Source organism: Lysobacter claricitrinus (assembly GCF_045866565.1).
GTDB lineage: Bacteria > Pseudomonadota > Gammaproteobacteria > Xanthomonadales > Xanthomonadaceae > Cognatilysobacter > Cognatilysobacter claricitrinus.
In genome coordinates, this window is record NZ_BAAFZV010000002.1 from 964,228 (window position 1) to 979,387 (window position 15,160).

General features: G+C 67.2%; 11 protein-coding genes. 7 read left to right on the forward strand and 4 right to left on the reverse strand.

All coding sequences use genetic code 11. The features are described from left to right. Window positions 1-6 precede the first annotated feature (6 nt). From ACKTTN_RS09310 to ACKTTN_RS09325, 4 genes are read left to right on the forward strand one after another with little or no spacing between them, the layout of a single operon-like run. Complete coding sequence (locus tag ACKTTN_RS09310) at window positions 7-1,038, forward strand: agmatine deiminase family protein (RefSeq protein ID WP_407909569.1); 1,032 nt, start codon at window positions 7-9, stop codon at window positions 1,036-1,038. Next, on the forward strand, window positions 1,038-1,928 hold the full coding sequence (locus ACKTTN_RS09315) for a carbon-nitrogen hydrolase (RefSeq protein WP_407909570.1): 891 nt from the start codon (window positions 1,038-1,040) through the stop codon (window positions 1,926-1,928). Before ACKTTN_RS09310 ends, ACKTTN_RS09315 begins: the two co-directional genes overlap by 1 nt. Window position 1,929: 1 nt before the next feature. Next, the gene (locus ACKTTN_RS09320; protein WP_407909571.1) at window positions 1,930-2,478 is read left to right on the forward strand and encodes a GNAT family N-acetyltransferase; all 549 of its coding nucleotides are present in this window, start codon (window positions 1,930-1,932) and stop codon (window positions 2,476-2,478) included. A 53-nt stretch (window positions 2,479-2,531) separates the two neighbouring features. Beyond that, window positions 2,532-3,752 (forward strand): TraB/GumN family protein, encoded by a 1,221-nt coding sequence (locus ACKTTN_RS09325; RefSeq protein ID WP_407909572.1) that lies wholly within the window; start codon window positions 2,532-2,534, stop codon window positions 3,750-3,752. Between the two features lie 52 nt (window positions 3,753-3,804). Here the strand turns inward: ACKTTN_RS09325 and ACKTTN_RS09330 are convergent, their stop codons facing one another. From ACKTTN_RS09330 to ACKTTN_RS09340, 3 genes are read right to left on the reverse strand one after another with little or no spacing between them, the layout of a single operon-like run. Continuing rightward, window positions 3,805-6,909, reverse strand: a complete 3,105-nt coding sequence (locus ACKTTN_RS09330) for an efflux RND transporter permease subunit (RefSeq protein ID WP_407909573.1) — start codon at window positions 6,907-6,909, stop codon at window positions 3,805-3,807. Further along, window positions 6,906-10,598 carry an efflux RND transporter permease subunit gene (locus ACKTTN_RS09335; RefSeq protein ID WP_407909574.1) on the reverse strand — a complete coding sequence of 1,231 codons (3,693 nt, stop codon included), beginning with the start codon at window positions 10,596-10,598 and terminating at the stop codon, window positions 6,906-6,908. The genes ACKTTN_RS09330 and ACKTTN_RS09335 overlap by 4 nt, the downstream gene beginning before the upstream one ends. A gap of 11 nt (window positions 10,599-10,609) precedes the next feature. Further along, the gene (locus ACKTTN_RS09340; RefSeq protein WP_407909575.1) at window positions 10,610-11,722 is read right to left on the reverse strand and encodes an efflux RND transporter periplasmic adaptor subunit; all 1,113 of its coding nucleotides are present in this window, start codon (window positions 11,720-11,722) and stop codon (window positions 10,610-10,612) included. Window positions 11,723-12,001: 279 nt separating this feature from the next. Between ACKTTN_RS09340 and ACKTTN_RS09345 the strand changes: the two genes are divergently transcribed. The 3 genes from ACKTTN_RS09345 (at window position 12,002) to ACKTTN_RS09355 (ending at window position 13,405) form a co-directional block, all read left to right on the forward strand. Beyond that, window positions 12,002-12,379, forward strand: a complete 378-nt coding sequence (locus tag ACKTTN_RS09345) for a c-type cytochrome (protein WP_407909576.1) — start codon at window positions 12,002-12,004, stop codon at window positions 12,377-12,379. Between the two features lie 8 nt (window positions 12,380-12,387). Then, window positions 12,388-12,837: a c-type cytochrome gene (locus ACKTTN_RS09350; protein ID WP_407909577.1), complete on the forward strand. Its 450-nt coding sequence runs from the start codon at window positions 12,388-12,390 to the stop codon at window positions 12,835-12,837. Between the two features lie 328 nt (window positions 12,838-13,165). Continuing rightward, window positions 13,166-13,405, forward strand: a complete 240-nt coding sequence (locus tag ACKTTN_RS09355; RefSeq protein ID WP_407909578.1) for a hypothetical protein — start codon at window positions 13,166-13,168, stop codon at window positions 13,403-13,405. Here ACKTTN_RS09355 and ACKTTN_RS09360 read toward each other — a convergent pair whose 3' ends face one another. After that, window positions 13,406-15,160 carry a hypothetical protein gene (locus ACKTTN_RS09360; RefSeq protein ID WP_407909579.1) on the reverse strand — a complete coding sequence of 585 codons (1,755 nt, stop codon included), beginning with the start codon at window positions 15,158-15,160 and terminating at the stop codon, window positions 13,406-13,408.

Here is a 15,160-nt window from a genome sequence, read left to right on the forward strand (position 1 = left end):
TTTTCGATGACCGAAACCGATTTCCGGCTCCCTGCCGAATGGGAGCCGCAGTCCGCCGTCCTCATCGCGTGGCCGCACGTCGGCACCGACTGGGCGGCGCGCCTCGCCGACGTCGAGACCACCTACATCGCGCTGGTCGCGGCGATCGTGCGTTTCGAGCGCGCGATCATCTGCGTCGCCGACAGTGCGCTCGAATCGCGGGCCCGCACGCTGCTCGAAACCGCCGGCGTCGACCTGTCGCGTGTTCGTTGCGTGCGCAGCGAGTACGACGACACCTGGCTGCGCGATTCCGGCCCGATCACCCTGCGCTCGCGCGAGGGCTTCCGTCTGCTCGATTTCCGCTTCACTGGTTGGGGCGGCAAGTTCGAGGCCAGCCGCGACGACGCGCTCGTCGAGTCGCTCGAACGCGGCGGCCTGTTCGCGCGCGCCGAGCGCACGTCGATTCCGTTCGCACTGGAGGGGGGCGCGATCGACACCGACGGCGACGGCACGCTGCTGACCACGTGGGAATGCCTCAACCAGCGTCATCCGGACGCATCGCGCGAGGAGCTGTCGGCCAGGCTTGCCGACTGGCTCGCGCAGGATCGCGTCCTCTGGCTCGACCACGGCTATCTCGAAGGCGACGACACCGACGCGCACATCGACACCCTGGCTCGCTTCGCGTCGGTCGATTCGATCGTGTTCCAGGGCTGCGACGACCCGGCGGACTCGCACTATCCGCACCTTCGCGCGATGGCGGGCGAGCTCGCCGCACTGCGTACGAAGGACGGCCGTCCATATCGACTGTTCGAGCTTCCGTGGGCGAAGCCGATCGTCGACGAAGGGCGTCGCCTCGCTGCGAGCTACGCGAACTTCCTGATCGTCAACGGCGCGGTGCTCGCACCGTCGTACGGCGACGCGGCCGATTCGCGCGCGCAGGCCGTGTTGCGTGAAGCGTTTCCTGATCGCGAGATCGTGATGGTTCCGTGCCGCCCGTTGATCTGGCAGAACGGAAGCCTGCACTGCATCACCATGCAGTTGCCGGAAGGAGTTGTGTGATGGCGAAGAAGAAGGTCCTGCCGGTCGCGCTGGTGCAGGAAACGAATCACGGCGACGCGGATGCGAATCTCGACGTCATCGCCGCGCGCGTTGCAGACGCCGCCGACAATGGCGCCAAGCTCGTGCTCCTGCAGGAACTGCACAACGGCGCCTACTTCTGCCAGCACCAGTGCGTCGACGAGTTCGACAGCGCCGAGCCGATTCCGGGCCCGAGCACCGAACGCCTGTCCGCGCTCGCGAAGAAGCATGGCGTCGTGATCGTGGGCTCGCTGTTCGAGCGTCGCGGGCCCGGCCTGTATCACAACACGGCGGTGGTGCTCGACGCGGACGGCTCGCTCGCGGGCAAGTACCGCAAGATGCACATCCCCGACGATCCGGGCTTCAACGAGAAGTTCTACTTCACGCCCGGCGACATCGGCTTCCATCCGATCGACACGTCGGTCGGCCGCCTCGGCGTGATGGTGTGCTGGGACCAGTGGTATCCGGAAGGCGCGCGCCTGATGGCGCTGGCCGGCGCCGAAATGCTGCTGTATCCGACCGCGATCGGCTGGGACCCGAACGACGAGCAGGACGAGAAGGATCGCCAGCGCAACGCATGGATCCTGTCGCATCGCGGGCACGCGGTCGCGAATGGGCTGCCGGTGCTGTCGTGCAATCGCGTCGGGCATGAACCGTCGCCGATCGGCCGCAGCGGCATCGACTTCTGGGGTTCGAGCCACGTGCTCGGGCCGCAGGGCGAGTTCCTCGCCGAGGCCTCGATGGAACGCCCGGAGGTGTTGATGGCCGAAGTCGACCTGCGTCGCAGCGAGGACGTGCGCCGGATCTGGCCGTTCCTGCGCGATCGCCGCATCGACGCCTATGGCGACCTGCTCAAGCGCTATCGCGACTGACATGCCGCCCGTGATCCGTCCCGCCCGCGAGACGGATCTCGAGTCGATCCATCGCATCTACGCGCACGAAGTCGAGCACGGCACGGCGACGTACGAGTACGTCGTGCCGTCACTGGCCGAGTTCGCAGAGCGCGTGCAGGCGGTTGTCGATGCCGGGTACCCGTACCGCGTCGCCGAAATTGACGGGCGCGTCGTCGGCTATGCCTATGCAAGCGCGTATCGCGCGCGCGAGGGGTACCGCTGGACGGTCGAGGACAGCGTGTACGTCGGCGGCGACGCGCGCGGTGCCGGCGTCGGCCGCGCATTGCTGGCCACGCTGATCGACGACTGCACCGCGCTCGGATATCGACAGATGCTCGCGGTGATCGGCGACGGCGCGAACACCGCGTCGATCGCCCTGCACGAACGCCTCGGGTTCCGCATCGCCGGGCGTTTCGCCGGCATCGGCCGCAAGCACGGGCGCTGGCTCGAGAGCGTGCAGATGGTGCGCGAACTCGGTGCGGGTGATCGCAGCGAGCCGCACGCGGCGCCGTTGCCGGACCGTCGCTGACTCCCTACCCTGCTCCGCACGGCGCCATCGGGCGCCGATGTTCCAGAGGCCCCATGGATCCCACCCACGCCCCGACCGACGCGCTTGCGTCGCAACCCCACGCCATCGTCGAACGCGACGGCGTGCGCTACACGTTGCTCGGCACCGCGCATGTCTCGCGCGCGAGCGTCGACGCGGTGCGCGAAGCGATCGCCAGCGGCGAGTACGACCACGTCGCGGTCGAACTGGACACCGCGCGCATGCAGGCGCTGGTGGAACCGGATGCGATGGCGAAGCTCGACCTGGTCGAGGTGATCCGCACAGGCCGCACTGCGATGTTCGCAGCCAACCTCGCGCTCGCTGCCTACCAGCGCCGCCTCGCCGAACAGTTGGGCATCGAGCCGGGCGCGGAACTGAAGCAGGCTGTGATCGACGCACGCGAACGCGGCGTGCCGGTGTCGTTGATCGATCGCGACGTCGGCCTGACATTTCGACGCGCCGCCGCAAGCCTTAACTGGTGGCAGCGCATCAAGCTCGGCAGCGGGCTCGCCGTGTCTCTCGTGGCGAGCGACGAAGTGCCCGCGGACGAGATCGAGAAGCTCAAGGAAGGCGACATGCTGGAATCCAGCTTCGCCGAGTTCGCGAGCCATAGCCCGCAGTTGTACGAAACCGTGATCAGCGAACGCGACCGCTACATGGCGGCCGGGCTGCGCGAGGCCGCGAATGCGGACGTGCGGCCGACAAACGTGTTGGCCGTCGTCGGCGCCGGACATCTCGCGGGCCTGTCGCGCGAACTCGAATCGCAGAGCGCCAACCCGGCGGATGTGCGCGCCGCGCTCGAGGCGACGCCGAAGAAGCGCAACGTTCCGTGGTTCACGCTGGTGATCGCCGCAATGCTGGTGGGCGGCGTCGCGTGGGGCTTCCACAGCGGCGGCATGGCGAAGGCGTCGGGCGTTCTCGTGCAATGGTTCGTCGCGACGTCACTGCTCGCAGGCCTCGGTGCGCTGCTCGCAGGCGGCCACCCGCTCAGCGTGATCGCCGGTGCACTGGTCGCGCCGTTCAAGCCGTTCCGCCCGGCAATTCCGGCCGGCGCGGTGAGTGCCCTGGTCGAAGCACGCCTGCGCAAGCCCACCTATGCCGACTTCATCTCGCTTCGCGAAGACGTACGCACGTTCGGCGGCTGGTACCGCAACCGCGTGGCGCGCACGCTGCTCGTTTTCATCCTGACCAACTTCGGCACGATGGCCGGCGAATGGATCGCGATCGCACGGATCGTGGGCCACCTGAGCCACTGAGCCGACTCATCGTCCGAAACGAAGAAGGGGCCTTGCGGCCCCTTTTTCGTGATCACTCCGCGAGCATCGCCGCCACCGTCGCCCCCGCCGCCGGCAGCGCGGGCTTGCCGCGCGCCTCGCGCCAGCGCCGCGCAGTCGCGTTGCGCAGGTCGTCGAGGATTGAATAGATCGTCGGCAGGAACAGGAGGCTGACGATCGTGGAGAACGCCAGGCCACCGGCGATCGCGCGCGCCATCGGGTAGTACGGCGGCCCATTGCCGGCCATCTGCGTGCTGCCGATCGCGATAGGCACCATCGCGAGGATCGCCGTGCCCATCGTCATCAGGATCGGGCGCAGGCGTTCGCGGCTGCCTTCCACCAGTGCATCCGTGCGCGACAGCCCGCGTCGCCGCAGGTTGTTGATGTGCTCGATCATCACGATGCCGTTGTTCACCACCACGCCCATCAGCACGAGGATGCCGATGAAAGCCATGATGTTGAACTCGGTGCCGGTCAGCCAGAACAACCAGAACACGCCGAACACCGAGAACAGCACGCCCGACATGATGGCCGACGGGAACAGCAGCGACTCGAACACCGCCGCCATCACCACGTAGATCATGATCAGCGCCAGCACGAGGTTCATCATCATCTGGCCGGTGGCTTCGTCGTCTTCCTGGAACGCGCTGCCGTCGAAGCTGTAGGTGTAGCCGGGCGGGAACTGCACGCTCTTGAGCGTGTCCTCCATCGCCTTCTTCGCCTTGTCGGGCTCGACCTTGTCCGGCAGGCTCGCCTGGATCGTGATCGTCGTCTGGCGATTGGTGCGCTGGATCTGGCTCGCCGATGGACGCACGCTTACGTCGACCATCGCCAGCAGCGGCACCGCGCGCCCATCCGGCGAGCGAACGGTGAAGCCGGCGATGTCGTTGACGCCGAATGACTCCGCACCAGCGAACCGCACCCACACCGGCACTTCGGTGTCGCCGCGACGGAACTCGCGCAGCGGCGCGCCGCGCAATGCGAGACCGACGAACTGCGACACCTGCTGCGCGGTGAAGCCGAACGACGCCGCACGCTCGCGGTCCACGCGCACGGCCAGCTCGCTGTTCTTGTCGCCGGTATCCACGTGCACGTCACGCAGTTCGGGGCGCTTGGCGAGGATCGGCACGATATCGGCGCCGAGGTCTTCCAGCGTCTGCGTGGAATCGCCGACCAGCTGCACCTGCACCTTCTGGCCCGGCCCGCCGTTGTTGCCACCGTTGTTGCCGACATTGAGTTCGGCACGCGCCGACTTCGGCAGTTCCTTGCGCAGCTTCTCGATGAACGCCTTGAGGTTGGGGACGGCCTTGGTGTCGACGGTCAGGCGCGTCATCGCCCCGCCCTGCTCGCTGTAGTACGAGTAGACCTGGGTGACGCCGTAGTCCTTGCGGTGCGCATCGACGAAATGTTCGACGCGCAGCAGCTCGTCCGACATCTGCTCCTTCGTGTACGCGCCCTTCCACTGGTAGTTGATGTTGACTTCGTCGCCGTCGTCGCCACCGAACATGTTCTTCTTGGTCAGCATCATCGGCACGATGCTGACCGCGACGATCAACAGGATGCCTGCGACGCTGGCGCCGCGATGGTTGAGCGTCCAGCGCAGCGCGGTGGCGTAGCGACGCTGCAGGCGGGGGATGAGGCCGTTCTCGCTGCGCACGGCGGGCGGCGTTTTCATGCGCGCCGACAGCATCGGGATCAGGCTCACCGCGACCAGCCACGACGCCAGCAGCGACACCGAGATCGTGATCGCGATCTGCGAGAGATAGATGCTGAGGAAGTTGCGCTCGCCGAACAGGTTGGGCAGGAACACGATGCAGTGGCAGAGCGTGCCCGCCGACAGCGCGATCGCAACGTGGCGGGTACCGACGATCGACGCCATGACCGGATTGCCCGGCATCTTCTCGCGTTCCTGGTAGATGCTTTCAACGACCACGACTGCGTTGTCGACCAGCATGCCGATCGCGAGCAGCAGCCCCATCATCGACAGGATGTTGAGCGTGACGCCGGTGAAGTACATGAAGCCCAGCGTCATCACGAAGCAGATCGGGATGGCGAGCGTCACCATCGCGGTTGACGCCCAGTGGCGCAGAAAGAAAAACAGCACCGCGATCGACAGCAGCAGGCCGATCGCGCCGGCCTCGGCGAGGTCGGACAGCGAACTGGTCACGTCCTTGCCCTGGTTCTGGATGACCTTGACCTGCACGTCGTGCAGGATCGGATCCTTGCGGATCTCCTCGACTTCCTTGAGCGCGCTGCTCGACACGTCGACCAGGTTCGCGCTGCGTTCCTTGAAGATGTCGAGGCCGACCGCGGGGCGTCCATCGAGGCGACGACCGTAGTCCATGCGCGCCGGCTTCAGCCGCACTTCCGCGATGTCGCCAAGGCGCGTGCCGTTGCGGTCGATCACGAGCTGGCGCAACTGGTCGAGATCCTGCAGTTCGCCGACCGGTTGCACGCGGACACGACGGCCGCTGTCGTCGATCTCGCCACCGGACACGGAGAAGTTCGCCGTTTGCAGGCGCGTGGTCAGGTCGTTGAGCACCACGCCGTGCGCGGTCAACGCATCCGGATCGATGGCGATCTCGACTTCGTTCGGTGCCGCACCCGACACGTCCACGCGCGCCACGCCGGGAATCCGTTCGAGGCGTCGCTTGAACTCGCGCTCGATCAGGTCGTACGCGCCGGTGAGGTCGCGCGAACCCGCAAGGCGCACCTGCAGCACGGGCTGGTCGGACGTCGAGAACTTGTTGACGCTGTAACGCTTGAGATCGTCCGGCAGCTGGTCGCGAATGGCGTCGATGCGCTCACGCGCCTCCGATGCGGCGATCGATACGTCGCGGCTCCAGTCGGAGAAGAACACCGCGACGCTCGCACCTTCCGACCGCGCATTGGACTCCATGCGCTTGACGCCGGTGAGCGTCGACAGGGCTTCCTCGGTTGGGCGCAGCACCGTGCGCTCGACTTCCTCGGGCGTCGATCCGGCGTAGGGCATCTCGATGAAGATGCCGGGGAACGTGACTTCCGGGAACGCTTCCAGCGGAAGTCGCACGCCGGCGATCAGGCCGATCACCACGAGCGAGATGAAGAACATGATCGCCGTGACCGGCCGGCGGATGCTCAGTTCGGCGACGCTGGTCATACCGGCTGCACCTGCGCGTCGCCCAGGCCGGCATCGCGTTCGGCGATGCGGCGCGCGCGACGCACGTAGTGTTCATCCGCGCGACGATCGAGCAGGTCGTACACCACGGGAATCACGACCAGCGTCAGCAACGTCGACACCAGCAGGCCGCCCATCACCGTGATCGCCATCGGCGAGCGCACTTCCGCACCCTCGCCGAATGCGAGCGCCAGCGGCAGGAAGCCGAACAGCGTGCAGAGTGTGGTCATCGCGATCGGCCGCAGGCGCGAGCGCGCGCCCTCGACCAGCGCCTCGCGCTTGGGAACGCCCTGCTCGCGCAGCTGGTTGACCTTGTCGATCAGGATGATCGCGTTCTTCACCACCAGCCCGACCAGCAGGATCAGGCCGATGAACACGACGACCGAAACCGGCGAACGCGTGAGGAGCAACGCGCCGACAGCGCCCACCATCGCAAGCGGAATGGTGAACAGGATGACGAACGGGTGCAGCAGCGATTCGAACTGCGACGCCATTACGAGGTAGACGAGGAAGATCGCCAGCCCGAACGCGAACAGCAGCGAACGCACCGACTCGCCGAGTTCCTCGCCCTGCCCGCCGATGTGCATCGAGATGTCGGTGCCGAGCGGATTCGACGCGACGAGGTTGTCGACTTCCTTGATCGCCGCGCCGAGATCGATGCCGCGCAGGTTCGACGACACGATCGCCACGCGCACCTGGTCGGCGCGATGGATCTCGCTCGGCCCGGTCGTGGATACGACGTCCGCGACCGACTCCAGCGTCACCGGCGCGCGGCCGTTGCCCGGGTTCACGATCAGGTGGCGGATGCTGTCGACCGATGCCCGATCGTTCTCGCTTGCGCGCACCAGTACGTCGATCTTGCGATCGCGGAAGCTGTAGCGCGTGGCGACGTCACCGCGCACCTTCTTGACGATGGCGTCGGCGATCTGGCGCGTGGTGAGCCCGAGCGCGGCGGCGCGTTCCTGGTCGAAACGGATCTGCACTTCCGGGAAGCCCTGCTCCACGGTCGACTTCACGTCGGCGTAGTGGGGGTTCGCACGCAGCAGCTTGGTCAGGCGATCGCCTGCGGCGCGCAGGCTGTCGAGATCATTGCCGCGAAGCTCGATTTCGAGCGGCGCGGAGAAGCTGAAGAGCTGCGGTCGACGGAAGTCGACCTGCGCCTGCGAATTCCCGGCGATCGACGCGCGCAGCTTGTCGGTCTCGGCGGCTTCGACTTCGCGGCTTCCGCCGTCGGCCATCACCACGGTGATCTTGCCGATGTTCTCGCCGCTCTCGGTCGGGTTCGCGTCGAGCCGCGTACCGCTGCCGCTCACGCCGAACAGCGAGCGGATGCCCGAATCCTTCTCGTGCTCCTGCTGCAGGCGTCGGACGATCGCATCTGTTTCGCGAAGTGGCGTGCCAGGCGGAAGCTTCACCGTCATCTCGAAACGATCCTGCGCGAGCTGCGGGATCAGATCCGCGCCCAGCATCGGCACTGCGGCGAGCGTCAGCGCGAAAGCCACGGCCGCGAAGCCGAGCACCAGCACCGGGCGCTCCAGCGCCGACGGCAGCATCTTGATGTACCGGCGTTCGGCGCGTTCGTACACCGACATTGCGCCGTCGCTCGCCGTCAGCATGACGGGCGCGATGATGCGACGACCGGCCAGGCGCCATGCGCGCGCACCCGACCACACCGCACCGAAGAATGCCGGGCCGGTGAGCGAACGGATGATGAGTCCCACGACCCAGAACGGCAGCGCGACAAGGCGCACGGGAAGCAGCAACACCCACAGCGGAATCGCGAAGACGCGGCGCATCTTCGAACGCAGCGGCCAGCGATAGAGATTCGGGCGGCTGCGCACCACGCGATACGCGCCGAAGATCAACGTCACGGGCAATGCAAGCAACGTGAGCACCGCACCGAGCACGCGGTTCGACGACCTGCGCCACGGCAGGGTCAGCGTCTCGCGGAACAGCAGCACGTCGGCCGCGTGTTCCGGTGCGGGTTCCGAATCGTCGAGCTCGCTCGCACGCGCCTTCAATGCGCTGAGCATCGGGATCAGGGTCATCGACACGACGAGCGAGATCGCGATCGCGACCGCCACCGTCAACGCCTGGTCGCGGAACAGCTGGCCGGCGATGCCCTGCACGAACACGAGCGGCAGGAACACGGAGATCGTCGTCAGCGTGGACGCGACCACCGCCATGCTGACCTCGCGCGTGCCTTCGATCGCCGCATGCAACACGCCCAGCCCGCGTTCGCGCGCCTTGGCGATGCTTTCCAGCACGACGATCGAGTCGTCGACCACGAGGCCGGTCGCCAACGCAAGGCCGCCGAGCGACATCACGTTGAGGCTGAGACCGAAACGGCCCATGAAGAAGAACGTGGTGATGATCGACACCGGCAACGACAGCGCGACGACGAACGTGCTCCAGCCATCGCGCAGGAACAGGAAGATGATCAGGATGGCGAGCACGCCGCCGATCACGGCGTCTTCCTTGACGCTGGTGATCGCGCTGCGGATGAATTGCGACTGGTCGTCGATCGTGGTCAGCTCGACGTCCGCCGGCATGTGCTCGCGGATGTCCTTGAGCTTCTTCTCGATCGCGTCCGCGGTGGCGACGGTGTTGGAATCGCCTTCCTTGTAGATCGCCAGCTCGACCGCTTCGCGACCGCCCAGGCGGATCACCGACTCGCGTTCCTTGTAGCCCTGTCGAACGGTCGCAATGTCCTTCAGGCGAATCGCCATGCCGCCGGCAGCCACCGATTGCGACGACGATGCGCTCTGCACCGACGCCGCGGCCGCCATTGCATTCGCATCGCCCGTTGCAGCCGCAACGCGCGCCATCTGTTCGGCAGCGGACTGCGCCGCGCCACCGCTGGCGGACGACGTGGTGACCAGCATGTCGCGGATCTCGTCGACCGTCTGGAACTGGTTGACGGTACGCACGAGGTAACGCTGCGTGCCTTCTTCCAACCGCCCGCCCGACACGTTGACGTTTTCCTGGCCGAGGCGCTGGATCACGGTGTCGATCGACAGCCCGAGCTGCGCGAGCTTCTGCTGGTCGATGTCGACCTGGATCTCGTCCTCGAGGCCGCCACCGACTTTGACTGCGGCAACGCCGTCGACCGGTTCGAGCTTCTTCTTGAGGTCTTCGTCGGCGTAGCGGCGCAATTCCGTCAGGCGACGCACGGAATCGGCTTCAGCCGGATTCTTTGCCGTCAGCGCAAGGCGCATCACCGGCTCGGTCGAGGGATTGAAGCGCAGCAGCACCGGCGGCTTGGCTTCCAGCGGAAGCTGCAGCGACTCGATCTTGTCGCGCACCTCGAGGCTGGCCTGGTCCATGTCCGTGCCCCAGGCGAACTCGAGCACGACGTCGCTCTGCCCGGTGCGCGACACGCTGCGCAGCTTGCGCAGGTTCTTGACGACGCCGAGCGCTTCCTCGACCGGCTCGGAGATCAACGTCTCCACTTCCGTCGGCGCGGCGCCTTCGTATTCGGTGCGGACGGTGAGCGTCGGATAGCTCAGGTCGGGCAGCAGGTTGACCTTGAGTTCGCGCAGCGCGAGCAGGCCGAACAGCACGAACGTGATCATCGCCATGAAGACGGTGACGCGACGACGTACCGCGAACTCCACGATGCCGCCCCGGGGCGGCGTCGCGCCGGGCGGCGGATTCACAGGCTCGGACATGGACCGTCTCCTCAGCGTGCGGCGACTGCGACGCCACCGGCGCCGGCCGCGGTGGCCGGCAGCACCTGCACCTCGCTGCCTTCGCGCAGCGCGGTCTTGCCGGCGACGACGACCTGCTCACCGCCCTTCAGGCCCGAACGGATTTCCATCCAGCCGCCTTCGGTGTAGCCGAGCTTGACCGGCACGCGCACCGCCTTCTTGCCGCGCACCACATAGACGGCCGGATCGGCGTCGTCTTCGAGCAGCGCGACGCGCGGCACGACGAGCGCGTTCTTGCGCTGGTCGTAGTCGATGCGGATGCGGCCGAACATGCCCGGCTGCAGCGTGCCGCCACCTTCGAAGGCGCAGATCACGCGGAACGTGCCGCTACCGGAATCCACCACCGGCGCAACGCGATCGACCTTGCCGGTGAACGGACGGCCCGGCAGCGCATCGACCTGCAGTTGCACGGGAAGGCCCGACTTCAGCGTCGCCATCTCGCGCTCGGGCACGTTCAACACGGCTTCAAGGCGCGAGGTGTCGACGATGCGGAAGATCGGCGTGTTGATCTGCACGAAGTTGCCGGGCTTGATCGAACGCTGCGCGATCACGCCGGAGATCGGCGCCACTACGTTCGCGTACGACAGTTCGAGGTTCGCGAGACGATTGGCCGCACGCGCATTTTCGAGGTCGAAACGCAGCTGGTCGATCTCGTTGGCGCTGATCAGCTTCTGCGCGGAGAGCTGCTGCGAGCGCGAGTAGTTCGCCTCCAGCTTGCGCATCTGCGCGCCGGTCTGCGCGGCCTGCAGCGCCGCGCGCGATGCATCGAGGCGAACGAGCGTCTGTCCGGCGCGCACGACCTGCCCTTCTTCGGCGAACACTGCCAGCGCGACGCCCGACGTCTTGGCGACGACCTGCGCTTCGCTGCGCGGCTCGAGCGGCGCGGTGCCGGTGTAGCTGGCCGCGATCGGGCGCGTGGTTACCAGCGCGACCTCGACCGGAATGGCGTCGGGCCCCTTCTTCTTCCCATCGGGGCCTTCGCCCTCCGGCTTGGCGCCGCCCTTGCAGGCCGCGAGGACCAGGCAAGGCAGGAGGACGAGGGCGAGGCGAGCGGTGCGGGCGCTCGATGCTGAAAGGGTGAGCATCGGGAGGGGTCCTTCGAGGCGATGTCGATGAATACGGGGCGGTACGCCGGTGTTGTACATAGGTATATCACCAGTCTTCACGCCGCCCATGCGCCGAAGGTCACGGGTGCCGACGGCATATCGCCACACGGTATTTCTACGCCCATGTCAGGACGATGGCGGGCGCGATCGACGCCGACCGTCGTCGAAATGGGGGCCGCAGGCTATACTCGGCCGCTTGTGCGCACGCCCCGGCGTCGCATTTCCTCATTGCCCGTACGAGAACCGCGGACCCACACCATGCGACCGCTGACGATCGCCGCCCTTGCCCTTACCACGCTGCTCGCCACCGGCGCGCATGCCCAGCAACCCGCACCGGCCGCCGCTGCGGCTGCCCCTGCCGCCGCGCCTGCCGCCACGCCGATGAAGGGCGACGCCGCCCGCGGCCGCGAGCTGATCTACACCTGCAAGGGCTGCCACGGGGTCACCGGCTACAAGAACGCGTACCCGAACTACCACGTGCCGCGCATCGCCGGTCAGAACGAGCAGTACCTGATCAACGCGCTGACCGGTTACCGCCAGGGCACGCGCAAGCACCCGACCATGCAGGCGCAGGCGCAGAGCTTTTCCGAGCAGGACATCGCCGACATCGCCGCCTACGTTTCGAGCCTGAAGTGAGCCCGACCATGACGATCAACCGACTGCTGCCGGGCAGCCTCGCCCTCGCCATCGCCCTGCTCCTCACCGCCTGCGGTCCTCAGAAGACCGAGGAAGGCAAGGCCGCCGAGGCCGAAGCGCCGATCTCCGAGCACTCGTCCGCGGGCCTGCCCGACGGCGACATCGCCGCCGGCGAGAAGTTCGCGACCACCAAGCAGGCCGGCACCGGCCAGGCGTGCATCGAGTGCCACGGCAAGGAAGGCGCCGCGCCGATCGACGCCAGCTACCCGATGCTCGCCGGCCAGTACGGCGACTACATCGCGAGCGCGCTTGAGATGTACCGCGACGGCCGCCGCCAGAACACGCTGATGGCCGCGCAGGCGAAGGATCTGAAGGACCAGGACATCGCCAACCTCGCCGCCTACTTCGCATCGCGCGAGCGCAAGGTCTACGACCTGCACGAGCACGAAGGCAAGTAAGCCACGTCGCAATTGATCGACAAACGGCCCGCTCACGCGGGCCGTTTACGTTTGTGGCTTTGGACGTTGCACGGCACGTGCCGCAGCGTTGTGTTCACTGCCCGCAGACCGTCATCGCGCGACCGGCACGTGAACCACGTGCCCGGCGTGAACGCCTGTGGGTCAAACGTGCCTTCGTAGGACTTGACGCTGCCGCGCTTTGATTTTTTCGCAGCGACTTCGGCGACCTGGCGCGGCGAAGATCAGGAGTGCGCGACCGGACGTACCGCGTTCGACGTCAATTTCAACTTCGATATCCGTGTCGACGTGTCGACGTTTCGAACGTCGAATGCTGAACGTCGTCGGCAATGCGAATAGCCATGAAGTGCACGCAACGCGCCGCTACAACGGCCATCCAACGTTTGACCATCACGCCGCCCGTGGCGCGCAGCGCGCCCGGCAAGTTCGCAACAGCGCGTCGATTCTTCCGCAATCGCCAACGACTTTTCGCCCGGTGCGTTCGATGGCGCCTGCGCGCACGTGCATGCACGACCCACTTGCACTCAGCGTAGAAACCGTCGCGTCGTAATCAGCCGCCGTCGTTCGTCGTCGTTCCGGGTGGAACGCCCGACTTCGGTGGCGCGAACAGCCCGGGAAGCTTCGGCGGTGGCGGCGCCTTGCCGTCCTTGTCCCAGGTCGCGCCGTTGTTTTCCTGCAGCGCCGGCTTGAACGGCACGTCCGGCGGCGGACGCGCGACGGCGGGCTGTTCGTTGAGATCGGGATCGGAGATGTCGCATCCGCCACCGAACTGCAGGATCGAGATGATGCAGACGATGCGCTTGTTGGTTCCCGGAATCGGAATGCCGACCTGCTGCACGCCCTTGTCGACCCAGTCTTCCAGCAACGTTTCGTTCGGCTTCCACACGCGATCCCACCGCGTCGGCTCATACGGATTGGGTTTGCGCTTGAGCCATGTGCCTGCGCGATCGAGATCCTTGATCTCCTCGGTGATCATTCCCGGCGGATGGCCCGCCGACGCGGATCCAGGGCCGTCCGCAAGCCGCGGGCGGCCATTGCCGTCGTAAAGGCTGTTGCCCGGACGATTGCGGTCGGACTCGCCCCAATCGTCGCCGCGCTTCTGCGTCGCCCACGAACCGGGCGCCGGCGTCGACTTCGGCCCCGTGCCGACGCCGGCACTCGGACTCGCGTTGGTGGGGCCCGCCGCCGCGGAGCCCGGCGCAGTCGACGGCGCTGCCGATGCGGCCGAACTCGTCGCGTTGCCTGGCGTCGTCGACGGTTGCGCAGCGGTTGTCGACTGTGACGAGCTGGAGGCGCTCGCGGTGGACGTGGTGGCGCTCGACGTCGCCGCCGATGTCGACGGAATGTCCCGCGCCTGCACTTCGACCGATTGCGCCGCCGCGCGCGGCACCTCGATGCTCGGCGACGGCGTCGTGCTCAGCGACGGCAGGCGCACCGCTTCGGGAATAGCGCGCGTCGCCACCTCGGGCGTCGCCGCCTGCGCTGGCTCGATGTCAACGCGCGGCGTAGGCAGGTTGAGTTCGGGCGCGCGTGCGAGTTCCGGTATGGGTACGACGCGCACCTCCGGCACCTGCGCCTGCTCGGGCTGGATCGCGGGCGTCGGCAGCGACGTTGGCGGCAGGGTGAACGTCGGCGGCTCCTGGGACACCGCTTTTGACACTTCGACCGGCTGCGGTGGCGCCGCGGCAGGCGAGGTCGGCGTCGGCCTCGACATGTCGACCGGCATCGGGTTCGTTGGTTGTGCCGCCGCCGCGGCGGCCGTCGACGGGGCGCTTGCGGGCGTGGAAGGCGCGCTCGACGCAGCCGCGGCGCTGGATGGTGACGCCTCCGACTGCGTCGCAGTCGGCGACGGCGCGGGTCCACCGCCCTCCTCGGCCGGCGTTCCGCGGCCGATGTATTCGACCTGCACCGCCTCGTCTTCGGTGGGCGTGAGTGGCGGCGCGATGCGCAGCGCCGTGATGATCATCAGCATGACGATCAGGAAGACATGCCAGACGGCATCGACGCCGCCTGCGATCCAGCGCCAGCTGCGTTCGTCCCTCGGCGCGGGTTGCCAGTTCTGACGCCACAGCGTGCCGAACGCCTGCCAGCGATTCAGCGCGATGGCGCGCGCGGGCGGCGATGCGAGCTCGCGCAGTGCGAGTGCGCCGACGATTTCATCGACCGGCGCACCGGTCACGCGACCGGGCTTCTGTGCCCAGCGATCGAGCCACGCGTTCCAGCTGACGCGCGCTGCGGCGCGCAACCGGCTCGACGGCGCGGCGCGCGAGTTGAGTGCTTCGATGATGTCGGCGGCGGTCAGCAC